This window comes from Teredinibacter franksiae (genome assembly GCF_014218805.1).
Lineage (GTDB): Bacteria > Pseudomonadota > Gammaproteobacteria > Pseudomonadales > Cellvibrionaceae > Teredinibacter > Teredinibacter franksiae.
This window is the reverse complement of record NZ_JACJUV010000001.1, coordinates 1,206,550-1,232,536: the sequence shown is the minus strand read 5'-3', so window position 1 is coordinate 1,232,536 and position 25,987 is coordinate 1,206,550. Positions and strand designations below refer to the sequence as shown.

Genomic DNA, 25,987 nt, shown 5'->3' with positions numbered 1-25,987 from the left:
TCAATGTAAGAGGAATCTGCCGCCATTCTTTCCTGTTCTATACTCTATTTGGTCTCTCATTCGATTTGCGTCTAGTTGCCGCTTTTGAAGAGCAATTAACGGTATGAATTAAAGGGTGTACGTTTGGTTAACCCCCCGAAGAGTCATTTACTTTTGGATATTGCTGGTTTTCGGCAATTTGATCCCACTAGGCAAGCCGAACTGGTCAGTATACTTAACAATATGAGTGCGGCGATCTACTACCTGGACCGCTGGGGGGTTATTTCTTTTACCAATCGAAAGGCGTGCCAAAAACACCCGTTCGCTGAAGTTAAGGGAAAGGGCTTCCTCGAGCTTATCCAGCACTGGGCGGACCCAAATGAAACGCAGCGTGAACTGATGCAGGTGGCTCGAACTGGCGTTCCCTCCAGGGCCGTGCGGGAGAGGACGTTTGAGCACGGGGTTGAGTGTTGGTTTAGCGTTGATAAGTTACCGGTATCGGATACTGAGAATCAGGTCGTTGGCGTAATATTGGTGATTCTGGATATTACAGCGGATGTTGAAGCTGAACGAGCGCTTCGGGAAAGTGAGGCCCGGTACAAGGCTTTTATATTCAATAGCGCTGATGCGATATGGCGCTATGATTTGTGCCCACCGGTGGATACGCGCCTGGGTATCGACACCCAGGTTAAGCAGATTCTTCAGCGCGCACTATTGGCTGAATGCAATGATACTTTGGCTGCTCTTTTTGATGCAGCAAACGCAGACGAAGTGATTGGCATCCCGCTGCATCGCAGCGGCTCTTTGTCCGGAAGGAAACATGTGAGTACCTTTGTTGAGCAGGGCTACAAGCTGGATGACAGTGAGTTTACTCGACAAGGAGGCAGCCTGGACTCGCCGAAAACCATGCAAACTACAGCTATCGGTATTGTTGAAAATGGTTTTCTAACGCGGGCTTGGGGGATTACCCGCGACATTAGCTCACAAAAGCGCAACCTTGATCATATGGAGTACCTTGCCAATCACGATTCACTAACCCGCTTGCCCAACCGTACTTTACTCTATTCCACCGTTGAAAATACGTTACAAAACCTCCCCGGGCAGAACCGGCTGATGGCCTTACTGCTGATTGATTTGGATCGTTTTAAGGAAATAAACGATACCCTTGGGCACCGGGCTGGCGACTCTGTGTTGCAACAATTGGGGCCGCGCTTGGAGGCTGAATTGTCGGAAATGGACGGCATGGTGGCCCGGCTGGGCGGCGATGAATTTGCGATATTTTTGCCGCGTATTCGTAATAGTCACCAAGCTGTTGTGATGGGGCACCGTTTCCTCGATTGTTTGACCGAGCCTTTTGATATTGAAAATATTCGTTCGGAAGTCAGTGCCAGTATTGGTATCTCCATTTACCCAACCCAAGCGCAAGATCTAAGTACTTTAATGCGATACGCCGATGTTGCCATGTACCACGCGAAGAGCGCTCTAAAAGGCGTGTCTGTATACGACCCTGAGTTCGACCCCCATTCTCCAACTCGACTAGAGCTAGTGGGAGCACTGCGTCGTGCGGTGAGAGAGGAGGGTTTAATGTTACATTTTCAGCCAAAAATTGACATGAAAAGCCACAAGGTCTACGGCTTTGAAGCATTGCTGCGCTGGAATCATCCTGTGGTGGGTATGGTGCCGCCAGGGGAATTTATTCCCATTGCCGAAAAGTCGAATATGATGTACCCGATGACCTGTTGGGTGATGGAAAACGCTATCAAGCAGTGTGCTATATGGCGGAACCAGGGTTATGACATCACCATCGCAATAAATTTGTCAGCGAGAAATGTGACGGATGATCGATTACCAAGTGAAGTGAAGAAGCTATTAGAACGGTATCAGTTGTCCGGAAAGCATGTGGAAATGGAAATTACCGAATCGGTTCTATTGGTAGACCCTAAAAAGGCGAAGCAAGTGATGGAGGAAGTGGCGGAGCTGGGTGTCGTGTTTTCTGTTGATGATTTCGGCACGGGTTATTCTTCCCTCGCCTACCTGAAAAGGCTGCCTGTGGAAACATTAAAAATTGATAAGTCTTTTGTGTTGGGTATGCTCGACGATGAGCAGGATGAAATTATTGTAAATTCCACTATAAACTTGGCACACAACCTGGGTATAAAAGTGGTCGCGGAAGGCGTTGAGACGGATGATGTATATCAGCGGCTTCATCTATATGATTGCGACAGTGTGCAGGGGTTTTTTATTGCCAAACCGATGAGTATAGAAGTCGCTAGTCAATGGTTGGGGTCCAGCCAATGGGCTTTTTAGTTTTCTCCTCAGCTTTAGTTTATTGCGGGGGCGCATAGATGTTGCGCCTCTCAAGTATAGGCTCCCACGTTTAGAAATCCGCCAGTTCTCGCCGCATTTTACGAATAGATTTTAGCTCTTCTTGAATTTTCGCCCTAGTCTGTTCGTCTGTGTTTTTTACCAAACGTAGAGCATTAGCCATTTGGATTTCAGCTTTATCAAACAGGCCGTTAAGCTTAAAGTATTGCGCTCGAGCCATGTGAACTTCAAAAATATTGCCCGCAAGCCCTTCCACTTCGGCCAGCAGGTACCAAATGTAGTCATCCTTTGGGCGGCGTTTTACGTGCATGCGCAGTATCTGGTTGCAGTAATTGTATTGGCCTGCTTGCATAAGAACTTCAGCTATTCGGGTGTTGTAGGCGTGGTTATTGGGCTGTTGTTTTAGCTCTTTTTCCAGCAGTGTAATCGCTTGCTCGTACTTCTTTTCGCTTGCATAAATGTCTACTTGAGCGACTAGAAAAAAGTCGTTGCGCGGGTCTTCTTTTAACAGTGCCGATACCAATTGTTGCGCACGCTTGGTTTTCTCGTCACGGATAAGCGCGAGCGCTAGACCGTAATTGGCAGCGGTATCACTGTAGCGGTCGCCACGTACTTCATCTTCGAAAATTTGCACGGCCGTATTGCGGTTTTTTTCGTGTAATAGGTGTGCACGTACCTTAACGAGTTCGTATATAAGTTTGGTCGAACTGGCGCCTACACTTTCTTGTTGCGCGCGAAGCCGCGCCTCGGAAACGCGCGATTCCGTGACCGGGTGGGTCATAAGAAATTCGGGGGGGCGGCGGGTGAAGCGAGATGCGTGCAGCATGTTTTCGAACATTTTTGACATTGCGTAAGGGTCCATTTCGCTGCGTACCAATGTTTCCATACCAATACGGTCTGCTTCCTGCTCCATTTGCCGGCTAAAGCGCAACTGTGCATCAAGGGCGCCAGCCTGCACGGCGGCGATAGCGGCAATACCAGCGTCACTGCCCGCTGTCATACCAAGGATAATGCTCGCAACAAAGGCGGCGATTAGCGAGGTACTGGCATTGGCTTGTTGTTCAATGCGCCTTGCATAGTGACGCTGGCTGAGGTGGGCGATTTCGTGCGCGAGAACCGATGCTAGCTGTTCTTCAGTATCGGCGTAACGGAATAAGCCTGTATGTACGCCGATGATACCCCCAGGTACGGCAAATGCGTTCAGCGTAGGGTTTTCAATAACGAGGATCTCAAGGCGTCGATCTTGGAGCTGACTGTAGGTCGCAAGTTGTCGAACCAGCCGTTCAATATAGACCTGCAGGAAGGGGTCGGATGTGGTGGGTACCTGGGCTCGATAAACCTGAAGCCACTTCTGGCCCAGATCATATTCCTGTGCTGGGGTAATCAGGCCTGCACTGCTGCCGCCCAGTTCTGGAATTTGGAGGTCGGCGGAAAATACCAAATTCGACAGCGATAACCCTACCAGAATTGATATCAGGAGCCGGTAAACGCTATTTAATACTCTTGCTGTGGGTTGTGACTTATACAAAATGCTTAAACCTTGTGCTTTTCGGCCAGCTATTAATTCCGGCTTTATCCTATTCTCTTGTTCTATCTGGAGGGGTCTATGAACTATAATTCCGCGACTCCAAAGTGTTAGACGCTTATTTACTCTCCGAGGTTCCCCGACTGTTCAAATGCCCACCATTGAAACGAATCTGACTATAGATGCAATGGGCCTATCGTGTCCAATGCCGTTGCTTAAGGCTAAGCAGGGGCTGAGCAAATTGAACAGGGGTGAGACCCTGAGGTTACTTGCAACTGACCCTGGTTCCGAGCGGGACATACAGGCTTTTGCCAAGCTTTCAGATCATACCCTTGTCAGCCATGAATCAACCGATGGTTGTTATCAATACATTATCCAAAAAGGCTGAATTCAGATCTCATGATAAAAATATTTCAAACTTGGCTGGAGCGTTACTTCGCCGATGAGGAGGCCGTTCTCGTTGCCGTTATCCTTGTGGTGGGTATCGTCATATTGGCCAGTCTTGGGGTTGTGCTGGCGCCAATGATTGCGGCCATAATTATTGCTTTTTTGATGCAGGGGATGGTGCTTAAATTGAAATCTTGGGGGGTGTATCACAACGTTGCCGTTAGTATTACGTTCCTTGTTTTGACGAGCGCACTTTTGTTGTGCATGTTGTTTATTGTGCCGGCTTTTTGGCGGCAGTTAATTAATTTATTGAATGAAACCCCTAGAATGTTGGTGCAAGGCCAGCAGGTTTTATTATTGTTGCCGCAAAAATACCCTGCGTTAGTTTCAGAGATGCAAGTTAAGGAATTAATTGATGCTTTACAAATTGAAATGACCCAGTGGGGGCAGAGTATATTGTCGTTTTCGCTGGCGCAATTACCGGTATTGGTTGGCGTGTTGATATATGTAGTGTTAGTCCCGATTCTGGTTTTTTTCTTTTTGAAAGACAGTGAGGTTATGCTTGCATGGCTGGGCAATACCTTACCCAGCCGCCGGCCGGTAATGACTGAAATTTGGCGCGAAATGAATTTGCAGATTGCGAATTATGTTCGCGGCAAAGCTATAGAAATAGTGATAATAGCCGGTGTAAGTAGCGTTATCTTCAGCATATTGGGCTTGCAATATGCGTTGCTTCTGGGGATTGCCGTAGGGCTTTCTGTGTTAGTGCCATACATTGGTGCGGCGGTTGTTACGTTACCCGTTGCTATGATCGGTTTTTTTCAGTGGGGTTGGTCTAACGAGTTTTTCTACGTGATGATTGCGTATGGCGTTATTCAGATGCTTGATGGCAACGTACTTGTGCCGGTGCTTTTTTCCGAGGCGGTTAAAATGCACCCCGTTGTTATTGTTTTGTCTGTGTTGGTGTTCGGTGGTTTGTGGGGTTTTTGGGGGGTTTTCTTCGCTATTCCGTTGGCTACGCTATGTAAAGCGATTATCAATGCATGGCCAACCGTGTCGAATTTTGGTGCCGATAACAAAACTTGTATTCAAGATGAAGACGCAGCCGGGAAAGCGCCGTGATACGGCCGTATTCGATCTGAGTTCGGGTACAGCCAAGCGCAGCTAGGGGTTGCTCTTGACCCGGTATTCGTAGTTTGAGCCTGCTTTTCTCCTGGTTTTGTTATACAAAATTATGCTGCATCGCAGCTAATTTGACCGCTGGCTTATTGAAATTTATATGTGTAGAATCGTGACACCAAAAAATCTCGCACACCTCAGGTTTTTTGTTAGTAGGACACACTGCCGCGCAATTCCCGCTACCGTTTAAATTGTAATCAGCCATTAAACAGTAGTGTCATTTAGCAGTTGCAGCTGATTGTTACCCACTTATTTCTACCCCGGAAACTCAACCCCCAAGGTTAGAAATGATTTTGGTGATACGAGGAATAGAGCACTATTCTTCAATCGGTCGGCGTAATCCTTACTGACAGGCAAAACCACATTATCCAAGCGATGAAAAACTGAGCAGTCGATGCTTATGGTTACCACTATAAGTAGCGTTGGCGAGAATACATTTATCTAAAAAACTACCTTTCCCTGGTGGTTACAATAGGAGGCTTGAATGCTTGAGGAAACTGATGCTCTTGAAACTCAGGAGTGGATAGAGGCTTTAGAATCGGTAATTCGGCATAGCGGCCCAGATCGCGCCCGTTATCTATTAGTTGAATTGGCTAACAAGGCAACCCATAGCGGTGTACGCCTACCAACAGCTATCAGAACCCCATACATCAATACTATTCCCGCAAGCGAAGAGAAGCGCTCACCCGGCGACGAGCATATGGAGCGTCGAATTCGCTCATTGGTTCGCTGGAATGCGATGGCAATGGTAATGCGCGCAAACGATAATGCGGACGCACTTGGGGGGCATATCTCATCGTTTTCCTCCTCAGCAACACTCTATGAAGTCGGTTTCAACCACTTTTTCCGTGGCGATGATGGTGAACAGCGCGGTGACCTCATTTATTTTCAGGGTCATATCTCTCCCGGTATCTATGCGCGCTCCTATTTGGAGGGTCGCTTTTCCGAAGAGCAGCTTGATAATTTCCGCCGCGAAGTTGATGGCAATGGTCTTTCCTCATACCCGCACCCGTGGTTGATGCCGGACTACTGGCAATTCCCGACGGTATCCATGGGCTTGGGGCCGATTCAGTCTATATACCAAGCGCATGTTATGCGCTATATGTCGGCGCGTGGTCTTTCTCCGCGTGGTGATCGCAAGGTTTGGGCATTCCTCGGTGATGGTGAGTGTGATGAGCCGGAAACATTGGGCGCTATTTCTTTGGCTGGTCGCGAGCAGCTGGGTAACTTGATCTTCGTTATCAACTGTAATCTTCAGCGCTTAGACGGTCCTGTGCGAGGTAACGGTAAAATCATTCAGGAGCTTGAAGGTGTATTCCGTGGGGCTGGCTGGAATGTAATTAAGCTGGTCTGGGGAGGCGGCTGGGATCGCCTGCTAGAGAAAGATAAGTCAGGCTTGCTACAGAAACGCATGATGGAAGTCTGCGATGGTGAGATGCAGAACTACAAAGCGAATGGCGGTGCATATACCCGTGGGCATTTCTTTGGTAAATACCCCGAGTTGCTGGAACTGGTTTCCGATATGTCTGACGAGGAAATCTTCCAGTTGAACCGCGGTGGTCATGACCCTCAGAAGGTCTATGCGGCCTACGCTGACGCAGTTGATCACAAGAAGCATCCAACGGTGATTCTTGCTCAGACCGTAAAAGGTTACGGCATGGGCGCCTCCGGCGAGTCGGCGAACGTTGCTCACTCTGTGAAAAAGCTCGACTTGGAAGACCTGAAAAAATTCCGTGATCGCTTTGGTATTCCTATTTCTGACGACGAGTTAAAGACGGTTCCTTACTACCGTCCTGCGCCGGATTCACCTGAAATGGTGTATATGCGCAGGCGTCGTGAGGTGCTTAACGGTTACCTGCCTTCCCGCGTTTCGGACTTTGAGCCGCTTAAATTACCCGAAATGGACAAATTTAAAGGCTTGCTGAAGGGGACTGGTGAGCGAGAGATTTCTACCACTATGGCGTTCGTTCGCTACCTTTCTACCCTAGCGAAAGACAAAAATATGGGCTCACAGGTTGTGCCTATTGTGCCTGATGAGGCGCGTACCTTTGGTATGGAAGGAATGTTCCGCCAGTTAGGGATTTATTCTTCCGGGGGCCAGCACTATACGCCCCATGATCACGACCAGATCATGTACTACAAGGAAGACAAAAAGGGCCAAATTCTGGAGGAAGGGATTAACGAAGCCGGTGCCATGTCTGCGTGGATTACTGCCGCAACAGCCTACAGCACTTATCGTGTGCCAATGGTGCCTTTCTACGTTTATTACTCTATGTTTGGTTTCCAGCGTATTGGTGATCTCGCCTGGTTGGCTGGTGATATTCAGGCTCGTGGGTTCTTGATTGGTGCGACTGCCGGTCGTACCACTTTGAACGGTGAAGGCCTGCAGCATCAAGACGGCCACAGTCACTTGCTGGCGAACACCATTCCTAATTGTCGTTCATACGACCCTACATACAGTTACGAGCTGGCGGTGATTATTCAAGACGGCCTCAAGCGTATGTATGTGGACAAGGAAAACGTCTTTTACTACCTCACCACCATGAACGAAAACTACGTTCACCCCGATATGCCTCTCGGTTCAGAAGAGGGCATTATTAAGGGTATCTATAAGCTTAAGGAAGGTAAAAAGAGCGTTAAGAAGAAGCGCGTTCAGTTAATGGGCGCCGGTACTATTTTGCGTGAGGTTGAGGTGGCAGCTGAAATGTTACGTGAAGATTGGGGTGTTGAATCCGATATTTGGAGCGTAACCAGTGTGAATGAGTTGGCCCGCGATGGCCAGCGAGCCGACCGCTGGAACTTACTGCACCCGGGTGAAGAGCCTCGCAAGGCTTACCTCACCGAGCAACTTAGTGAATCAGAAGGCCCATTTGTAATTTCTACCGATTACATGAAGAGCTATTCTGAGCAATTGCGCGCTTATGTGCCTGGTGCATACGCCGTATTGGGAACCGATGGTTTCGGTCGTTCCGATGCCCGAGCCAAGCTGCGCAGTTTCTTCGAAGTTGACCGCTATTTTGTCACTATTGCGTCCCTGAAAGCTTTGGCAGACGAGGGTAAAGTACCAGCAAAAACTGTAGCTGATGCCATGAAGAAATACGGCATTAACCCAGAAAAAACTGACCCAACGACATGCTAAGAAGGGAGTAACGTAGTGGCTAAGCAAACTATACAGGTACCCGATATCGGCGGTTCAGACAACGTTGACGTAATCGAAGTGTGCGTTGCGCCTGGCGATGTTGTGGCTGCCGAGGATTCCCTGCTGGTTCTGGAATCCGATAAGGCCTCCATGGATATCCCAAGCCCAATGGCGGGAACTATCGTCAGTGTTCTTGTCAATGAGGGTGACACTGTTTCCGAGGGCGACAATATTATTGAAATAGACACAGAGGCGGCTGATAGTGTGGTCGCGCCTGAGCCAGAAGCACCTGCTCCTGCTGTTGTAGTAGAGCCCGCGCCGGTTGCGGCGCAACATACTGCAGAGCAAGTTAGTGGTGGAGAGGAAACGATAAAAGTTCCTGATATTGGTGGTTCTGAAGGTGTTGACGTCATTGAAATATGCGTCGCGCCGGGTGATGAGGTTACTGAAGGCGATTCTCTTATCGTTCTTGAAAGTGATAAAGCCTCGATGGAAATTCCTGCTCCTGTGAACGGAACAGTGGTAAGCCTTCTTCTCGCCGAAGGCGATAAGGTTTCCATGGGTGATGATGTTCTGGTGATGACGACCGGTGCTGCGCCCGCTGCGGCTATTGAAGTAGCTGTAGCTGCGCCCGCTCCGGCCGTTGAGCCTGCTGCAGTGGCTTCTACTCCGGTTGCTGCCGGCGGGGTGATAGACGTTAATGTGCCCGATATTGGTGGCTCAGAAGGTGTTGATGTAATTGAAGTTTGCGTTGCCGAGGGTGACGAAATTTCAGAGGGCGATTCCATGGTCGTGCTTGAAAGTGACAAGGCTTCCATGGAAATTCCAGCGCCCCAGAGTGGAAAGGTGATCTCTCTGCTTCTTAATGAGGGTGACAAAGCTTCCGAAGGTACGCCGGTACTTAAGTTAGAAGTAGCTGGAACCTCTGCGGCTCCGGTTGCTATACCAGTTTCAGCTGCTGCAAGTACACCTGCTGCGAGCAAGCCTGCTGCTGTAGCTGCGACAGCCGTAATTGACGAGGTGAGTGCAACTACGGGTGATGTTTATGCTGGCCCAGCTGTACGTCAGTTGGCTCGTCAGTTGGGTGTTGATCTGGCTAAGGTTCGGGCCTCTGGTCCGCGCAGTCGTATTCAGAAAGATGACGTTCGCAAGTTTGTAAAAACTGTCATGAGCCAAAAGGCATCGTCGCCCAACGCTGTCACAGGTGGTGCAGGAATTCCTGCTATTCCTACGATAGACTTCGCACAATTCGGTGAAATCGAATTGGTGAAAATGTCTAAAATCAAGAAAGTTACCGCTGCGAATATGTCCCGTAACTGGTTGAACGTGCCGCACGTTACCCAGTTTGATGATGCCGATATAACCGACCTAGAAGAGTTCCGTAAGGGCATGAAGGCCGAAGCCGAGAAGAGAGGTGTGAAGTTAACGCCATTGCCTTTCTTGCTTAAAGCCTGTGCTGCCGCGCTAAGAGCTGAACCTAAGTTCAATGCTTCTTTGCATGCCGATGGTGAGCACATTGTGCAGAAAAGCTATGTGAACATTGGGGTCGCAGTTGATACACCGAACGGTTTGATGGTTCCTGTTATCCGTGATGTGGATAAGAAAGGTCTGTATGAACTGGCTAAAGAATCTGTTGAACTAGCGGGTAAGGCCCGTGACGGTAAGTTGCTACCTCGAGATATGCAGGGCGGGTGCTTTACTATCTCCAGTCTTGGGCCAATCGGTGGTACAGGCTTTACGCCAATCGTTAATGCCCCTGAGGTTGCGATTCTTGGCGTTTCTAAGGCAGCAATTAAGCCCGTATGGAATGGTTCTGAGTTCGTGCCACGTCAGACATTACCGCTGGCGCTCTCGTACGATCATCGAGCAATTAATGGCGCAGATGCAGGTAAGTTCTTTACCTACCTGAGTGCAATTCTTGCCGATGTACGGAAGTTGTTGTTGTAACGGTTTATTAAGTTTCGCAAGAAATCAAAAGCCCGCGCTTCTACAGTGCGGGTTTTTTTGTGCTTAACAGAAAGCTTGAGGCGCCTCTATGAGTCGAACGCAAGTAAGCGCCAATCCGACTACAGGCTTGTATTCCAAGGCAGTAAGGCCTCAACCTGTTCGACACTTTGAGCGTTTGGAAGCTCTCTAAAAACCTGTACGAGGTAGTCATACACATTTAGCTCATTCGCCTTGGCGGTTTCGATCAAACTATAAAGGTTGGCGCTAGCTTTGGCACCCGCTTGGCTTTTGCTGAACATCCAATTCTTTCGACCAATTGTAAACGGACGTATTGATCTCTCCGCCGCGTTGTTATCAATTGGGTATCGACCATCGTCGACATAGCCAACCAAGCGACCCCATTGATTATTCAGGTACACCAAGGCTTTACCGATTGCCGTTTGTGGTGGCACAGTAACAAGGCTTTTCTCCATCCATGTTTTTAGTTTTTCGAGGATCGGCAAGGCGTCGCTTTGACGAATTTGGTAGCGTTTATCCGGCGGTTCGCCTTTGATTTTCTTCTCAATGACGTAGAGCTTTTGGATATAGGCTAAAGCTTGATCGGCTTTGCCCGTTTTTCCTTTCTTTTGTAATGCTTGTGCATCTTTAAACTTTCTTCTGGCGTGCGCCCAACAACCTATACGAGTAATGCCGTACTCAGTGCACGCTCTTTGGTAACCCTCATAGCCATCCACCATAATCGCAGCGTTATCTTGACTGAGCAGGTTTAGTGGTACTTGCTGGCTACGCGTATCAGCATAATGGAACACGCATGCGGGCTGGTGGCCGGTGTTGGTCATTACCCACATGTAGCTTTTACTTTGCGCTGCCTTTCCGGGCTCATCTAATACCTGCAGCGTGGTTTCATCTACATGCAAGCACGGTTGACTATGGAGATGATCGATCAGTAAGTTAATAAGTGGTTGTACTCGCTCACCGCATTTGACCATCCAGTTGGCCATATTCGTTCTATCCAGCTTAATGCCTATGCGCTTGAACATCTCGCTTTGGCGGTACAGCGGTAAGGCGTCAGCATATTTTTGAGTGGCGATGTAGGAAAGTAAGCTAGGACTAGCAATGCTTTTTTCGATGGGTTGTTTTGGCTTGCTCGCAGTAACAATATGATTGTCACAGCAGGGGCAAGCATATTTGAGCCGCTTATGCCGTATCACTTTGATCTTGGCTGGAATGATCTCTAATTGCTCATGATCGTCACTGCCAATGTTTTTAAGCTCGGAGCCATCGTGCGGGCATACTTTCTCCTCTTCCGGCAGGTCGTGGATAATGTCTTCACGTGGGAGGTTGTCTGGAAGGGTGATCCGAGGTTTACTTTTACGTGTATGGCTTTTAACAACCGTAGTTTCAGATTCTGAGATTAAAGCTTCATCAACCAGGCATTCTTCTACTTCATTAAATAAGCCCATCTGATCTGGCGATGATTTTTCACTAGAGGTGCCGAAGCGCTTACTGAGAAGATGTTTTATTTGTTCGTGAAGAGCCGATATTTGTGCATCACGCGCGGCTATTCTTTCTCCACTTTTTACTTTTTCAGCGGCGAGCTGCTCACGCAATAAATCATTTTCTTTTTGTAAGGCCGCTGCATCGTTCATAGCGGCTATTATACAAAATATTTAAACGACTTCGGTATACTTTAATTGCTGATGGGGCATAAATTTGGCAAAGTCGAAGCCGCGTAACAACCAACACCATTGCTCGTAGGTTATTGAAACCGTCGCCAGCGGCGCTTTCCTAGGCCATTTGAATTTAGCTTTTTCTAAACGCTTCTGCCAGAGGGAAAAACCGGTGCTATCCCAGTACAGGACTTTAAGCTGGCTACGGTTCTTATTGCAGAAGACAAACAAGGCACTATCGTAAACATCCAGCGCCATCTCTTCGCTGACGATGACGGCCAATCCATTAATGGCTTTGCGGAAATCTACAGGGTCACGGTGTAAGTAGATTGGAATTGAATCTCGCCACTGGATCATGCCAGAGAGCGCACCAATGAGACGAAGGACGGTATGGACATGGTCGCAGGGCAATGGATTTTACAATGGCCCACCTCTACAGTCAGGCCTTCAGGTGAGGCTGGCTCCAACTGCACAATAGCTTTCGCAAAAGCACCACCGTCTTGAGCTTTGCGCTTGGAGAGCTTTAAGTTGAAATATTTGGTATTGAGATTGTGTTGTTTGCAGAACTCTGTCTGCGAGAGCCCTGACGAATCGAATTTTTCGAAAATCTCGGGCCAATTGTATTTTTGGTAAGCCATACAGCCTCCTTGATAAGTGAGGCTGTAGAGTAGTGAGTGATTCAAGCTGACTGAAGGGTGTAGTTCGTTTGGCGCTTACGAACGCAAAGCTCCGTTAGGCCGCGCAGAGGCTAAAATTAATTAATGGGTGAGTCGAGGTTATTTGGCTGGGGAGCTGTTAGTTCTGTTCAGCGGTTTCGTTGAAGCAGCGTACTCGATCAGCGGTTTTACTAGGGTGCATGTCTCTGCACTGTTCACGGGTTGGCCGGATGGCTTGTGGGGGTGTGGCTGGCGCTAAAGATGCTTTTTTTGCGCGTTTGCGCTTCTCGCGCTCTTCGGCTTTGCGTTGTTGGGCTACTTGTTTTTCATAGTTGGAGGTTTTTCGTTTGAGCGCCTTGAGTTCCTCTTCATCTAGCCCTTGGCGTGGGGCCTCTTGGAGCTCAACGGGTTCAGCGCTCTTGCGGTATTTTTCTGGCACGCGATCCCCGTAGTGAACCTTGCCTTTTTCGTCCACCCACTTCATTGCCTCTGCGCTCACGGTGCGACATATTAGTGGTGTTGCCACAAAACACAGTAGCGCCAAACTGACACACAGTTTACTGTACATAGATGAGAACCCTCGCCTGTGCCCTTTCGTCAGGGTGCTTAAAAGCTATCTACTCGTATTTTAGACATTAACTATTGGATTTTGTCCTTTTTCTTCGCTTTTTTAATTTTAATTTGTTTAGAGTTTTCTCCCCAATAGCGCATTTTGCTCTTACCGCTTGGCTGATATTGCAGTGTTAACCCTGCGTTGCCATAACCTTGGAAATAGCTCAGTTTAAGTTGGTGGTCACCTTGATCGAGCGTGACTCTGCATACCTGTTTGCTGTATGCGCGGTCGCCACTGAAGGAGCATATCCGTTTACCGTCTATTTCCAGCGCGAAACCGTCGTCACTACCCACAAGGAATCGGTAGCCACCTTTTTCTTTCACGGTAAAATCTGTATTAATCTCAGCAAAAAAATCATTGGGCCAGCCTAACAAACCAAGCTTTGGATGAAAAAAACGGTCTTTATCGTAAAGGTTAACCTCGTCGATCAAAATACTACGGGTGTCAGAAATTGAGCGTGTTTGATCAATGGATGTAATGTGTGAGCGGCTTTTCATTAATACCAGCTCTATCACGCCGTCTACGGACGGCGGCGTAATTTTATTAACGATGATAATAAACAATATGGCTAGCAAGGCGGAAAATACCGTATTGCTATCGAGTTTAACTTTAATCATTTCACCACCTCCAGTTGCCAAAAGTCGAACCAGTTGCGCAAATTAAATTCTGCCTCGGTTATCGGCACGCTGTAGGTGAACGGGGAAAAGATGTAAAAAGCAAAAGCAACCAATACTACGGCAGCTGCTAGGTTGATTAATGCGTGGCGGTTATTCTCGGCCAGCGCTTTGTGGAAAATATAGTTGTAAACCAGTGCGAGGTTGATTATGCCGAAAACAAGCGGCACCAAGTAGTGGTAAAGGTACATTACCCTTTCAATCTGCAGTATTGCGGTCATGTAGGCAATGTATAGAGAGGTAAAGGCACTGATCCAGTAAAACAACTTAGGGTGTGCAATGGGGTTTTGGTACACAAAGCGGCTGATAATGAGCCCTACCGATAAAAGTAGCCCGGCAATTACCGAAAACCAGACAACGGGGTTGGGCACAATGTTGTGGTACTGAACCTGGGTTACACCATTAACGGTATCTTTGTTCCAGCGGTAATTAATGGTTTTCTGACCGATAGGCCAGCCAATCGAATGGCTGCCGTTCTCGCCAGTTTTACATACGTCGAGCCGGGGAACACCGTCTGCATATTTGGACATATTGGTGTAATTGTCGCGCAATGCTATAGCGAAAGTGGCGAGTGAGCCGGTGTTACCTTCGCGGATAGCTTGTCGATATTCTTCGCTAGCACTGTAGGATTTGGGGCCCATCGTTGTACCAAGCGAAATGTGCACATAAAAAACGGCCAGTACCACCAGAATAACCGGTACAACCCCAGCCGGCACAGTGACTGCCAAGCGCTTAATCAGTGAGGGGAAATTCCAAGTTTGAATGTTTTGCCATTGGTCGACGCCATACAGTATGACAAACAGCAGTAGTAGCACGGCAGCGTTGACCTTAACCGAAAAGGCAAGGCCAATGAAAACCCCAAGAATGGCATAGTCTTTTAATTTTATGGCTTTGGCCACTTCTATGGAGCGTGTTAGCCAGTAGATGGCACCGAGAATAAAAAACATCTGGATACCTTCGAGCATGGCTGCTCGGGAATGCACCACCATAGCGTTATCGAGAATAATGATGGCGGAAAAGGCGGCGGCCAAGTGTGCATTTTTCGTTATGTTGTTAACTATGCCGAAAAAGAACAGTGCTGATAACGCCATTAGCAGTGTTGATGGCAGCCTAAAGCCGTAAAAGCTGAACCCTTCTGGGACATGGCTGCCATTGATATAGTCGGTTCGTGTAAAGGCTTTTTTGTCGAGGTGGTCATTCAAGCCCAGTAACGATTCTGATGCGGCCATAAGGAGCTTGCCCAGTGGAGGGTGTGGCTCCATATACATCACGCCGTCGATGTATTTTTGGGCGGAAGCGATGTGATAATTTTCATCCCAAAACAGAGAGGTAGGCTGGCCGTAATTGGGTAAATAAATGGATAGCGAAAGCAGCAGAACAAGGCCAAGGTAGATATGCTTGCAATGCTTTTTTATTATATTTTGCATGGCTTGTTATTATTGTTTAGTCCTAATGGATGATAGTCTGGTCACTAGATCAGGCTATTACAGCGAACGAACGAGTTTAGTGGATCAATCCTTATTCTGCTAGTGTTAGGCGCGTTGAATGTGAAGAGGGTTTGCTGGTGGGGTGTTGTGTTTGGCAGACGTTTTGGACCGTTTTTGTGGGGAAGCTTCCATGCTGTACTTCTCCTTCTCCTTCTCCTTCTCCTTAACCGTTCGTGGTGATTGCTTTCCTTGTGGCTTAGGTTCTGTGTGAGCGATTAAAAAATATTCAGTTGCTTGGTTTTACCCTTTCGGCTTTTGTCATTGGGGGTTGGGGTGTGCTGGAGCAACATCGTTTCCGGTCATCCATGGTTTTCGGGATGTACCTACGTCCTGTAGGCCGTTGCTCCTGCGCATCCATGCGCCCGCGACATACCTACGTCCTGTAGGCCGTCGCTCCTGCGCATCCATGCGCCCGCGACATACCTACGTCCTGTAGGCCGTCGCTCCTGCGCATCCATGCGCCCGCGACATACCTACGTCCTGTAGGCCGTCGCTCCTGCGCATCCATGCGCCCGCGACATACCTACGTCCTGTAGGCAAAAAATCCCGGCTTTTCGGCCGGGCAAGACTCGCAGGAGGCGTTTGGTGGTTTACTGGTTGGCGGCTACTTCCTGTTGCTGGCCGGGTGAGTAAACCTCGATGCGTACTTTTCTTTCCATGGCATAGGCATCCATATTGTTGTCGAACGATTGCGATAGGCTCGATCCATGGGCTTGGTATTGAATTCGGTCTTTTTCTACTCCGCGTTCATTTAGTAGTTTCACTACGCTTAGTGTGCGTTCCTCAGACAGTACGTTGTTGTACTCGTCGGTGCCGCGTGGGTCTGCATGGCCATTCAAACGAACATTTAGTGAAGGGTTGTCACGCAGGTAGTTGGAGAGCGAGTGAATGCGCTGCTTGTCTGAGTGCGAAAGGTCATCGATGCCGGTGGGGAAGAACACCATAAACTCTAGGGTGTCGGTGGCGTGCCTTTCTAGCTGCGTTATTTTTTTGTTTTGCGCATTCATTTCGTACTCCAGTGAGGCAAGCGAATTTTCGGCGTTGTCGAGTTCTGCCTTGGTTTTTGCGGCAGCAATACCTTTTTCACCAACGTAGATACCGGAAACTGCACCAATAAAGAGTCCTACAGGGCCAGCTACCGCGGCACCCGCTACGGCTGCCGTGGTGGCCCAAGTAGCGCCTATAAGACCAGCTTTCGTTTCTTCAGACATTTTTTTGTCAGCGGCCATTGCGGAAGATGCGCTTAGCAGTAAGGTAAGGCTTAGGGCTGTGGCGGCTTTAGGGTTAAGTGTTTTCATGATGCTTCTCCTTGAGAGATTTAAACTAGATTTACTGGGAAGTTGTTTCGTTGCCCTTGCTTGGGGTACAGGCTTATTAAGCGCTCACAAATGGGCAGACCTGTGGTGATCTCAGGGCAAAGTAGCGATTGAAAATGGCGAAAAATGGCGGCGAGAGCTTAGTAGGTGGGTCGATTGCACTTGTTCAGCAATCGCTATAAAGTTGCGCAGCCTTTAGTTAAACCCATGAGATGTGATCGAGCTTGGTTTCAACAAATAAATCCGACACCCAAAAAAGCGGCAAAGCGAAGCCAAGGGGTATGCTGAGATCCAGCGCTGTTGTTAGTAGTATGACAATGGTGTCTCGGGTGCTTGGGCTGATTCGGGATATATTATTTGCGCGGTTTTTGGGCGCAGAAGCCTCTGCCGATGCTTTTTATGTAGCTTTTAAAATACCTAACTTTTTACGCCGTCTTTTTGCTGAGGGTGCTTTTGCGCAGGCTTTTGTGCCGGTGTTGTCGGAGTATCGCCAGCAGGGGAGTCAGGCTGCGGTTAGGCATTTTATCGACCGTATTGCGGGTTGCCTTGGCTCTTCGCTTATTTTAATCAGTGTGATTGTGGTGGTAGCTGCGCCCCTGGTAACTGCCATTTTTGGTATGGGGTTTTTACTGAAAAACCCCGATAAATTTGACCTTACCACCGACCTACTGCGTATTACGTTCCCGTATATATTCCTTATATCGCTCACTGGGTTTGCCGGTTCAATTCTTAATAGTTACGATAAGTTTGCGGTTCCTGCTTTTACGCCAGTATTGCTGAATGTTGTGTTGATTATGGCAGCGGCAATCGTTTCCCCGCTGATGGAGCAGCCAGTATATGCGCTTGCTTGGGGCGTGGTTGTGGCCGGAGTATTGCAGCTGCTCTTCCAGGTGCCGTTTTTGATACGCTTGGGTTTATTGCCGCACCCGAAGGTGGATTGGGGCGATGAGTCTGTTGTAAAAGTACTGAAACTTATGGCCCCGGCAATGTTTGGTGTATCGGTCGGGCAGATAAACTTGTTGTTTGATACGGTGCTGGCATCCTTTCTTCCTGATGGCAGTATTACTTGGCTGTATTTTTCTGATCGTTTAACCGAGTTACCCCTCGGGGTGTTTGGGGTTGGTATTGCGACCGTTGTGTTGCCGAGTCTTTCTCGACAGTTTGTTTCGGGTACTGAGAAGTTTAGCGCAACACTTGATTGGGCTATTCGTATGATTTTACTCGTTGGCTTGCCGGCGGCGTTAGCGCTGATGATTCTTGCCGAAGCCATTCTCTATGCGTTGTTTCAGTATGGGGAATATCTCTCCATAGACGTGTATATGTCGAGTTTTAGTCTGCGGGCGTACACCCTTGGCCTTGTGGCTTTCATGTTGATTAAGGTACTTGCCAGCGGCTATTTTTCGCGTCAGGACACACGCACACCCGTGCGTATTGGCATTATTGCTATGGTTGTTAACATGGGGTTGAATATAGTGTTTGTTGTTCCATGCCATTTTTTGTGGCAAATAGGCCACGCGGGTCTAGCGCTTGCTACATCCATCTCCGCTTTCCTTAATGCCGGACTTCTTTATCGAGGCCTTAGAAATGACAAGGTCTACGTTCCCGGGGCGGGCTGGAAGCGCTTCTATCTGCAGGTGTTGGGGGCAAACGCGACAATGGTGGCGGTATTATTGTTTGGCCTCATTTTGGTGGGGGATCTTGCCAATATGGGCGTAGTTGAACGCGTCTCGCGCGTTATATTGCTGTGTTTGGTTGGGCTTTTAAGCTATTTAGGGGTGTTGCTACTGCTTGGTATGCGTATGCGCCATCTTCGTGTTGCGGGCTAGCGCTCGGTTCAACGCTAACACCCGTCGCTCACTAACCCAAGCTGCGCTATAATCGCCGCTTTTCGCGAACCCGGACAGGCTGGTCCCACGTAATTCAGATGGCGCAGCAAGAATTTATTAATGGCCTCAATGCATTGTTGCCTTGTCATCACGACTGTGTGGCGACTATTGGCTCTTTTGATGGTGTTCACCTCGGTCATCAGGCCTTGATTGCTCAAGTTCAGAAAATAGCCTCTCAGTTGGGGCTGCCTTCCGTGGTTATAGTGTTTGAACCTCAGCCCTACGAGTACTTTTCTCGAGAAAAGGCTCCGTCGCGTCTTACACGCTTGCGAGAGAAGGTCGGGCAGCTATTTGAGCAAGGGGTAGATCGCGTACTTTGCCTCAAGTTCGACCCGATGTTGCGAGGCCTATCGGCTCAGGCTTTTGTGGATCAAGTACTGGTATTCGGGCTGGGAGTTCGCCACTTAGTGGTGGGGGATGATTTTCGCTTTGGCTGTGATCGTAACGGTGATTTTAGCTTCCTCCAGCAATACGGTGAGCATGCTGGGTTTAGCGTAACTGATACACACACTCAGTTAGCCGAGGGCGTACGTATTAGCAGTACACGTATTCGCTCCTTGCTGGAACAGGACAAGCTCGCTGAGGCGAGCAAATTGCTTGGCCGAGAATACAGCGTCACCGGCAGGGTAGTTTACGGTAATCAGCTGGGACGCACTTTGGGTTTCCCCACCGCAAATATTGGCCTTGGTCGATATCGAGCTGCCGTGCAGGGGGTATACGCTGTTACGGTTACCGGCGGGGGCTGCTGAAATCCCACCGAGGTGTGGCAAATGTGGGGGTGAAACCTACCATTAGTGGCGGGCGAAAACCGCTGCTCGAGGTGCATATACTCGACGTGGAGGCTTCTTTATACGGGGAGTGTTTGCATGTCGACTTTAAACATAAGTTACGTGCGGAAATGCGTTTTGATAGTCTGGAACAGTTAAAAAGCCAGATAGCGCAGGACGTTGAATCAGCTCGCAGCTGGTTTCAGTATCCCGAATACCAAACGAATTAACATCATTAGATTAGTTCAATACAGAGACATTATGACCGACTATAAATCGACCCTGAACCTCCCCAAAACCAGTTTTGCTATGAAAGCAAACTTGGCTCAGCGGGAGCCGCAAACCCTTAAACGCTGGTATCAGGAAGAGCTGTATCAGCAAATCCGTAAAGCTCGGGCGGGGCGTGAAAAGTTTATTCTGCACGATGGCCCTCCCTATGCGAATGGCGATATACATATCGGTCATGCGGTTAATAAAATCTTAAAAGATATCATTATTAAAGAAAAAACCATCAGTGGTTTTGATGCGCCTTATATTCCCGGTTGGGACTGTCACGGCCTGCCAATTGAGCACAACGTGGAGAAAAAGGTCGGAAAAGCCGGAGTTAAAGTTGACCACGCTACTTTCCGCAAGAAGTGTCGGGAGTATGCTGCACGCCAGGTAGAGGGGCAAAAGAAAGACTTTATTCGCCTTGGCGTTTTGGGCGAATGGGAAAACCCCTACCTAACAATGGACTTTGGTACAGAGGCCAATATCGTTCGTTCATTGGGCAAAATTGTAAAAAATGGTCACCTGAATCGTGGTTTTAAACCCGTGTATTGGAGTGTTGTTGGTGGTTCGGCGCTTGCGGAAGCGGAGGTTGAGTATCAGGATAAAACCTCTTTTTCTATCGATGTGAAATACCCCGTTGTCGATGAAGCCGATCTTACCGCGCGCATGGGGGCGCTGAGCGGCAGCGGTTCGGTATCCGTGGTGATTTGGACAACCACCCCTTGGACTTTGCCGTCCAGTCAGGCGGTAAGCGTGAACGCAGAGTTGGATTATGTACTGCTTCAGGTAGGCAACGAGCGGCTGCTTTTGGCCGAAGCGTTGCTGGATACGGTCACTAAACGCGCGGGCTTTGAGAATCCCAAAGTTGTGGCTACCTGTAAAGGCCAGCAATTAGAAAACTTACAGGTAAACCATCCTTTTTATAGTCGTGTAATACCGGTGATTCTCGGTGATCATGTCACTACGGATGCGGGTACTGGCTGTGTGCATACCGCTCCGGATCATGGTGTGGAAGATTTCGTGGTAGGCACTAAATACGGTATCGGCACACTTAACTATGTGGATGAGCATGGTGTGTATCGCGACGAAGTCGAGATTTTCGCCGGTGACCATGTGTACAAAGTGGATGAAAAAGTCATTGCCCTGCTGGAAGAAAATCATGCGCTGCTTCATCAAGAGAAGTTTGTTCACAGCTTTCCCCACTGTTGGCGAACAAAAACGCCGTTGATTTTCCGAGCAACACCGCAGTGGTTTATTAGCATGAACCAGAATGGTTTGTTGGCGAACGTTAGAAAAGCCGTCGATGGCGTTAAGTGGATTCCCGATTGGGGTGAAGCGCGCATTAATTCAATGTTGGACTCCAGCCCAGATTGGTGTATTTCTCGCCAGCGTACTTGGGGCGTTCCTATTACGTTGTTCATACATAAAACAACGCAGGAGCTACACCCAAATACTAATGAGCTGATTGAAGCCGTAGCGAAAAGAATTGAAGAAAAAGGTATGGAGGCCTGGTTTGAACTGGATGCGGCAGAGTTGTTGGGCGAGGATGCCGAGCGCTACCAAAAGGTAACCGATACGCTGGACGTATGGTTTGACTCGGGTGTTACGCATTATTCAGTGATGCAGCAACGCGAGCAACTGGGTTATCCGGCCGACTTGTATCTGGAAGGTTCAGATCAACACCGCGGATGGTTTCAGTCGTCTTTAAAAACAGCCATTGCGATTAACGGCACTGCGCCTTACCGGCAGGTGTTAACCCACGGTTTCGCCGTTGACGCCGAGGGCAAAAAAATGTCCAAATCTATCGGCAATACGGTTTCACCTCAAAAAATAATGAATGACCTAGGTGGAGATGTCTTGCGCCTATGGGTAGCCGCCACGGATTTCAGTGGTGACATGAATGTGTCGGACGAAATCCTCAAGCGTACCGCAGATTCCTATCGCCGTATTCGCAATACCGTGCGCTATTTTCTCTCCAACCTTACCGGTTTTGATCCCGCAGCCGATGGCGTAGCCTTTGACGACATGGTAGAGCTTGATAAGTGGGCGGTAGACCGTGCAGCTAAACTGCAAGCAGAGATTAGAAGCGCCTATACAAACTACCAATTCCACACAATTTACCAAAAATTACACAATTTTTGTGTGGTTGATATGGGGGGGTTTTACCTCGATATTATTAAAGACCGCGTGTATACCATGAAGGAAGACAGCGCTGCACGGCGCTCTGCGCAAACTGCGCAGTACCATATTGTGCAGGCGTTTGTGCGTTGGATAGCGCCAATTCTCTCGTTTACTGCGGATGAAGTTTGGCAAGCATTGCCGGGCGAAAAAAGTGGTAGCGTGTTTACCTCTGAATGGTGGCCATTGGAGCAGCACGCTGAAGATGAAATGCTGTCGGAGACATTTTGGCTTCAGGTCGCCAAGGTTAAAACGGCGGTTAACGGGGTGATAGAAAGCAAGCGTAATGATGGCGCTATTGGTGGCTCCCTAGCGGCCGACGTCACCCTATATTGCAGTGATGAACTCTATGGCGCGCTGTCCAAATTGGGTGATGAATTACGTTTTGTGTTTATCTGTTCCAGCGTTCAATTGGCGAAAACCAATGCGGGAGCAGGTATGGAAACCGATGTCGATGGGCTAACCGTCGCAGTTGAAAAATCCGAGCAACAAAAATGCACCCGTTGCTGGCATCACCGTAAAGATGTCGGTGCTTGCAGCAAGCACCCAGAATTATGCGGTCGCTGTGTAGATAATATTGATGGCGCCGGTGAGGAGAGACAGTTTGCTTAATCAATTACAGACGGTATGGAAGTGGTATCTGCTGGCCCTAGTTGTGATTGTGTTGGACCAGATTACTAAGCAGTGGGCAGCGGGGGTATTAGAATATGCTCAGGTTGAGCGCGTCACCTCCTTTTTTTACCTGACCCTGCGCCATAACAACGGAGCGGCTTTTAGTCTATTTGCTGAAGGTAGCGGCTGGCAGCGTTGGTTTCTCGGTGGGCTAGCGGCCATTGTAAGCGTGCTTTTGGTGGTTTGGATTGCACGTTTACGCAGTACTAATTGGCGAGAATCCTGCGCTTTGGCTCTGGTTCTGGGGGGCGCGCTTGGTAATTTGATCGACAGGGCCTTGTTCGGGTACGTTATTGATTTTATTGCAGTGCACTATCAACATCACGAGTGGCCAGCCTTCAATATTGCTGATTCCGCCATTTGTATTGGCGCAGGGCTTATGATTTGGGATGCCGTTTTTACAAAAAAAGCCGGGTCCCCAAAGGTTGAATCACATGGTTGAAATGGTTATTGCTGAGGGTGCTCAGGTTACTCTGCATTTTGCGCTGGTACTCGAAAACGGCGACATCGTTGATTCCAATTTTGACGGCGAGCCGGCCACGTTTGCGGTGGGGGATGGCAGTTTGTTGCCTGGCTTTGAGCATTCATTGTTCGGAATGGCCAGCGGTGAAAATGCCGAGCTCACCATTCCGCCAGAAAAGGCTTTCGGCCAGCCAAACCCCAATAATATTCAGCATGTCGATCGCAGCGCTTTTAGTGAAGACTTCGAGCTTGCACAGGGATTGGTGGTGTCGTTTGCCGACGCCGCCGGATCTGAAACTCCCGGTATAATTGTTGATGCAGACGACAAAGAGGTGACCGTGGATTTTAACCACCCGCTGGCGGGAAAAAGCATTCTCTTCAAGGTGGAAATTATTGCCGTTGTGCTGGCCGTAACCCACTAATCGCTTTACAGAGTTAACCTAGTATGGAAATTAAATTGGCAAACCCCCGTGGCTTTTGTGCGGGAGTGGATCGTGCGATTGATATCGTCAATCGGACTTTGGATGTTTTTGGCGCTCCTATTTATGTTCGTCACGAAGTTGTCCACAACAAATTTGTTGTAGAAAGTTTAAAAGAGCGCGGTGCGGTTTTTGTCGATGAGCTTGAGGATGTGCCAGATGACGTCATCGTTATTTTTAGTGCTCACGGTGTTTCACAGGCGGTTCGTGCCGAGGCCCAACGCCGGGGTTTAAAGGTGTTTGACGCGACTTGCCCACTGGTTACCAAGGTGCATGTTGAGGTCGCCAAATACAGCAGCGAAGGGCGTGAATGCATTTTAATTGGTCATGCTGGTCACCCTGAAGTTGAAGGCACCATGGGCCAGTATGATACGTCCAACGGCGGCATTATTTATTTAGTGGAAGATGAAGCGGATGTGGCGCGGTTACAGGTTAAAAACCCGAAACACCTTTGCTATGTAACGCAAACAACACTCTCCATGGATGATACCGCACGGGTCATTGATAGCCTGCGAGAAAAGTTTCCCTATATCAGGGGCCCCCGTAAAGATGATATTTGTTACGCAACGCAAAACCGTCAGGATGCTGTAAGGCAGTTGGCGTTGGAATGTGATCTTGTTCTGGTTGTTGGCTCACCCAATAGTTCTAACTCGAATCGGTTGCGCGAGCTAGCCGAGCGCTGCGGTGTAAAGTCATACTTAGTGGATGGCCCTGAAGACTTAGATCAAAAGTGGTTTAACCAAGTACATACAGTGGGAATAACCGCTGGCGCTTCCGCCCCCGAGGTTCTGGTTAAAGATATATTTGATGGTTTAATGGCTATGGGCGCTTCGGCACCACAGGAACTTAGTGGGAGGGAAGAAAATATCAGCTTTTCGTTGCCTAGAGAACTGCGCTGAGTAGTTCTTACTGACTGACCTTGGGGCTTTTAGATTAATTACAAAGTGCTAATAATTTTGCTGTCTTACGGATTTGACTGCTGGTTCAAAGAATAAGAAACGTATCTCAATAAGAATAAAAAGTATTTAGTGATTAAGATAATTTGTTCTACGGCTAATAAGCGTTAAGATCGCTGACCAAATTTTTTTCGTGACACTGTTCACAGCAAGGGAATGCTTACAAACCACCTTACGTTGTTTGTCGGTGCTTTAAGCCAGTTATCCTCTAATTGGCACCGACGTTCCCCAATTTTGTTATAACTATTTAAGCGAAAGCTTTCATCATGGATCTGATATGTTCTACTTTCATTCGCAACGCGGTATGACCCTTCCGGAACTTATGATGGGTATTGCCCTCTTTGCGATTCTTGTGAGTATGGCTGTTCCCAGTTTCGAAGGAATGATGCGTCGCCAAGAATTGAACGCACAGCTAGGTCTGCTAAATTCAACCCTCGCATTTGCACGTAATCAAGCCATTACTCGAAAAGAAGATGTCACTTTTTGTGGCACGGCCGATGGTGCTACCTGCACCACCTCCAGCAACTGGAGTGCAGGCTGGTTAGTTTTCGTCGATGAAAATAGCAATGGCAATTTTGATGTGGGTGAATTGGTATTAAGGTCGGGTGGCGAAGATGGCGGCCAGGCAAAACTAAATGTTGTTAGCGCCGTGCCATTGTCTGTTCGGTACCAGGCGTCGGGAGAATCCGAAACTGGAGTATCTACGCTGTATTTGTGTGCGGGTAATGCAGAAACCGGTGCCGACACTAGTAAATCCAGAACGTTGACGGTATCTCGGGTTGGCAGTACGCGCGTTGCAAAAGGGGCTACCTGCCCTTAAGCGAGGCCCTGAATCCTTTCGGGGCATTATTTGGAGTTGGAGTTATGTTTAGACGGAATTTGAGTCCTATGCCTTGTTCATCACAGCAAAATCAATCTGGCGCGGCAATGATCGAAACGGTGGTTTCCCTTTTTATGTTGGCCGTGGGGCTGATGGGGACGCTAGCCATGCAAGTGAAGGGCGTGAACAGCAACCAGCGTGCAAACCTTGTTACCGAAGCGAATATTCTCGCTGCGGATATGGCCGACCGAATCCTCGCCTATAACAGTGACGATATAGCGTCAGATGATGATGACTACGCAGGTATTTATACGGGTTCAGGCAATGCACAAGACAATAGCAGCTGTCTTGACGATGGTTGTGATAGTAGCGAACAGAAAACGCTGGATACCTACCAGTGGGGGCAGGCCGTTAGTTCTAGCCTTCCCGGCGGTACGGGCGAAGTTCAGTACGCTGATGGTGTATACACTGTTGTTTTAAAGTGGAGCCAAAGTGATACGTTTGTCGATTCCACCTGCAGTGGTATCGGTGATGATCTGCAAGATACCAGCACCGAAAAAGCGTGTTTTGCCTATCAATTTCGGTTGTAAGAAATGGACT

The 25,987-nt window shown here is 48.5% G+C and carries 22 protein-coding genes; 14 read left to right on the top strand and 8 right to left on the bottom strand.

All coding sequences use genetic code 11. The features are described from left to right. Positions 1–123: 123 nt before the first annotated feature. Complete coding sequence (locus H5336_RS04875) at positions 124–2,286, top strand: putative bifunctional diguanylate cyclase/phosphodiesterase (RefSeq protein WP_246439032.1); 2,163 nt, start codon at positions 124–126, stop codon at positions 2,284–2,286. A 70-nt stretch (positions 2,287–2,356) separates the two neighbouring features. Here H5336_RS04875 and H5336_RS04870 read toward each other — a convergent pair whose 3' ends face one another. Continuing rightward, complete coding sequence (locus H5336_RS04870) at positions 2,357–3,832, bottom strand: M48 family metalloprotease (RefSeq protein WP_185231938.1); 1,476 nt, start codon at positions 3,830–3,832, stop codon at positions 2,357–2,359. 148 nt (positions 3,833–3,980) lie between these two features. Here H5336_RS04870 and H5336_RS04865 point away from each other — a divergent pair, with 148 nt between their 5' ends. The 4 genes from H5336_RS04865 to aceF all read left to right on the top strand — a co-directional run bounded on the left by H5336_RS04865 (position 3,981) and on the right by aceF (position 10,481). After that, positions 3,981–4,217, top strand: coding sequence for a sulfurtransferase TusA family protein (locus H5336_RS04865; protein WP_185231936.1), 237 nt, complete (start codon positions 3,981–3,983; stop codon positions 4,215–4,217). Between the two features lie 11 nt (positions 4,218–4,228). Next, the gene (locus H5336_RS04860; RefSeq protein WP_185231934.1) at positions 4,229–5,338 is read left to right on the top strand and encodes an AI-2E family transporter; all 1,110 of its coding nucleotides are present in this window, start codon (positions 4,229–4,231) and stop codon (positions 5,336–5,338) included. Positions 5,339–5,879: 541 nt separating this feature from the next. After that, complete coding sequence (gene aceE, locus H5336_RS04855) at positions 5,880–8,534, top strand: pyruvate dehydrogenase (acetyl-transferring), homodimeric type (protein WP_185231932.1); 2,655 nt, start codon at positions 5,880–5,882, stop codon at positions 8,532–8,534. Positions 8,535–8,549: 15 nt separating this feature from the next. Then, entirely contained in the window at positions 8,550–10,481 is a 1,932-nt protein-coding gene (gene aceF, locus H5336_RS04850) for a dihydrolipoyllysine-residue acetyltransferase (protein WP_185231930.1), read from the top strand. A gap of 119 nt (positions 10,482–10,600) precedes the next feature. On the opposite strand, the gene tnpC is transcribed toward aceF, so the two are convergent. The 7 genes from tnpC to H5336_RS04815 form a co-directional block, all read right to left on the bottom strand. Further along, a complete protein-coding gene (gene tnpC, locus H5336_RS04845; protein ID WP_185231928.1) occupies positions 10,601–12,130 on the bottom strand; it encodes an IS66 family transposase in 1,530 nt (509 codons plus the stop codon). A gap of 21 nt (positions 12,131–12,151) precedes the next feature. Further along, positions 12,152–12,508 (bottom strand): IS66 family insertion sequence element accessory protein TnpB, encoded by a 357-nt coding sequence (gene tnpB / locus H5336_RS04840; RefSeq protein ID WP_185231926.1) that lies wholly within the window; start codon positions 12,506–12,508, stop codon positions 12,152–12,154. Continuing rightward, positions 12,505–12,789 carry an IS66 family insertion sequence element accessory protein TnpA gene (gene tnpA / locus H5336_RS04835; RefSeq protein WP_185231924.1) on the bottom strand — a complete coding sequence of 95 codons (285 nt, stop codon included), beginning with the start codon at positions 12,787–12,789 and terminating at the stop codon, positions 12,505–12,507. Before tnpA ends, tnpB begins: the two co-directional genes overlap by 4 nt. Positions 12,790–12,946: 157 nt before the next feature. Continuing rightward, positions 12,947–13,375, bottom strand: coding sequence for a DUF4124 domain-containing protein (locus tag H5336_RS04830; protein WP_185231922.1), 429 nt, complete (start codon positions 13,373–13,375; stop codon positions 12,947–12,949). A 71-nt stretch (positions 13,376–13,446) separates the two neighbouring features. Continuing rightward, positions 13,447–14,037, bottom strand: a complete 591-nt coding sequence (locus H5336_RS04825; RefSeq protein ID WP_185231920.1) for a PA14 domain-containing protein — start codon at positions 14,035–14,037, stop codon at positions 13,447–13,449. Continuing rightward, positions 14,034–15,521: a phospholipid carrier-dependent glycosyltransferase gene (locus tag H5336_RS04820; protein ID WP_185231918.1), complete on the bottom strand. Its 1,488-nt coding sequence runs from the start codon at positions 15,519–15,521 to the stop codon at positions 14,034–14,036. Before H5336_RS04820 ends, H5336_RS04825 begins: the two co-directional genes overlap by 4 nt. Positions 15,522–16,171: 650 nt before the next feature. Then, complete coding sequence (locus tag H5336_RS04815) at positions 16,172–16,879, bottom strand: OmpA family protein (RefSeq protein WP_185231916.1); 708 nt, start codon at positions 16,877–16,879, stop codon at positions 16,172–16,174. Between the two features lie 299 nt (positions 16,880–17,178). Between H5336_RS04815 and murJ the strand changes: the two genes are divergently transcribed. The 9 genes from murJ to pilV all read left to right on the top strand — a co-directional run bounded on the left by murJ (position 17,179) and on the right by pilV (position 25,977). Beyond that, complete coding sequence (gene murJ, locus H5336_RS04810) at positions 17,179–18,723, top strand: murein biosynthesis integral membrane protein MurJ (protein WP_185231914.1); 1,545 nt, start codon at positions 17,179–17,181, stop codon at positions 18,721–18,723. A 98-nt stretch (positions 18,724–18,821) separates the two neighbouring features. Next, positions 18,822–19,532, top strand: coding sequence for a bifunctional riboflavin kinase/FAD synthetase (ribF, locus tag H5336_RS04805; RefSeq protein ID WP_281385345.1), 711 nt, complete (start codon positions 18,822–18,824; stop codon positions 19,530–19,532). A 29-nt stretch (positions 19,533–19,561) separates the two neighbouring features. Further along, the gene (locus H5336_RS23365) at positions 19,562–19,780 is read left to right on the top strand and encodes a riboflavin kinase (protein ID WP_313556252.1); all 219 of its coding nucleotides are present in this window, start codon (positions 19,562–19,564) and stop codon (positions 19,778–19,780) included. A 31-nt stretch (positions 19,781–19,811) separates the two neighbouring features. Continuing rightward, positions 19,812–22,610 carry an isoleucine--tRNA ligase gene (gene ileS / locus H5336_RS04800; RefSeq protein WP_185231912.1) on the top strand — a complete coding sequence of 933 codons (2,799 nt, stop codon included), beginning with the start codon at positions 19,812–19,814 and terminating at the stop codon, positions 22,608–22,610. After that, a complete protein-coding gene (gene lspA / locus H5336_RS04795) occupies positions 22,603–23,112 on the top strand; it encodes a signal peptidase II (RefSeq protein WP_246439031.1) in 510 nt (169 codons plus the stop codon). The genes ileS and lspA overlap by 8 nt, the downstream gene beginning before the upstream one ends. Beyond that, on the top strand, positions 23,105–23,554 hold the full coding sequence (locus H5336_RS04790; RefSeq protein WP_185231908.1) for an FKBP-type peptidyl-prolyl cis-trans isomerase: 450 nt from the start codon (positions 23,105–23,107) through the stop codon (positions 23,552–23,554). The genes lspA and H5336_RS04790 overlap by 8 nt, the downstream gene beginning before the upstream one ends. Before the next feature lie 23 nt (positions 23,555–23,577). Then, positions 23,578–24,510, top strand: a complete 933-nt coding sequence (gene ispH, locus H5336_RS04785; protein WP_185231906.1) for a 4-hydroxy-3-methylbut-2-enyl diphosphate reductase — start codon at positions 23,578–23,580, stop codon at positions 24,508–24,510. Positions 24,511–24,844: 334 nt separating this feature from the next. Beyond that, positions 24,845–25,387, top strand: a complete 543-nt coding sequence (locus H5336_RS04780; protein WP_185231904.1) for a GspH/FimT family pseudopilin — start codon at positions 24,845–24,847, stop codon at positions 25,385–25,387. Positions 25,388–25,455: 68 nt separating this feature from the next. Further along, positions 25,456–25,977: a type IV pilus modification protein PilV gene (gene pilV, locus H5336_RS04775; RefSeq protein ID WP_185231902.1), complete on the top strand. Its 522-nt coding sequence runs from the start codon at positions 25,456–25,458 to the stop codon at positions 25,975–25,977. Positions 25,978–25,987: the final 10 nt, after the last annotated feature.

Coding starts and splice junctions, on each gene's coding strand:
- tnpC (WP_185231928.1), bottom strand. CDS start 12,130: ATGAACGATGCAGCGGCCTTACAAAAAGAAAATGATTTATTGCGTGAG.
- H5336_RS04825 (WP_185231920.1), bottom strand. CDS start 14,037: ATGATTAAAGTTAAACTCGATAGCAATACGGTATTTTCCGCCTTGCTA.
- aceE (WP_185231932.1), top strand. CDS start 5,880: ATGCTTGAGGAAACTGATGCTCTTGAAACTCAGGAGTGGATAGAGGCT.
- H5336_RS04830 (WP_185231922.1), bottom strand. CDS start 13,375: ATGTACAGTAAACTGTGTGTCAGTTTGGCGCTACTGTGTTTTGTGGCA.
- H5336_RS04815 (WP_185231916.1), bottom strand. CDS start 16,879: ATGAAAACACTTAACCCTAAAGCCGCCACAGCCCTAAGCCTTACCTTA.
- ispH (WP_185231906.1), top strand. CDS start 23,578: ATGGAAATTAAATTGGCAAACCCCCGTGGCTTTTGTGCGGGAGTGGAT.
- H5336_RS04790 (WP_185231908.1), top strand. CDS start 23,105: ATGGTTGAAATGGTTATTGCTGAGGGTGCTCAGGTTACTCTGCATTTT.
- H5336_RS04820 (WP_185231918.1), bottom strand. CDS start 15,521: ATGCAAAATATAATAAAAAAGCATTGCAAGCATATCTACCTTGGCCTT.
- murJ (WP_185231914.1), top strand. CDS start 17,179: ATGCTGAGATCCAGCGCTGTTGTTAGTAGTATGACAATGGTGTCTCGG.
- H5336_RS04780 (WP_185231904.1), top strand. CDS start 24,845: ATGTTCTACTTTCATTCGCAACGCGGTATGACCCTTCCGGAACTTATG.
- H5336_RS04860 (WP_185231934.1), top strand. CDS start 4,229: ATGATAAAAATATTTCAAACTTGGCTGGAGCGTTACTTCGCCGATGAG.
- tnpA (WP_185231924.1), bottom strand. CDS start 12,789: ATGGCTTACCAAAAATACAATTGGCCCGAGATTTTCGAAAAATTCGAT.
- ileS (WP_185231912.1), top strand. CDS start 19,812: ATGACCGACTATAAATCGACCCTGAACCTCCCCAAAACCAGTTTTGCT.
- H5336_RS04865 (WP_185231936.1), top strand. CDS start 3,981: ATGCCCACCATTGAAACGAATCTGACTATAGATGCAATGGGCCTATCG.
- ribF (WP_281385345.1), top strand. CDS start 18,822: ATGGCGCAGCAAGAATTTATTAATGGCCTCAATGCATTGTTGCCTTGT.
- pilV (WP_185231902.1), top strand. CDS start 25,456: ATGCCTTGTTCATCACAGCAAAATCAATCTGGCGCGGCAATGATCGAA.
- tnpB (WP_185231926.1), bottom strand. CDS start 12,508: ATGATCCAGTGGCGAGATTCAATTCCAATCTACTTACACCGTGACCCT.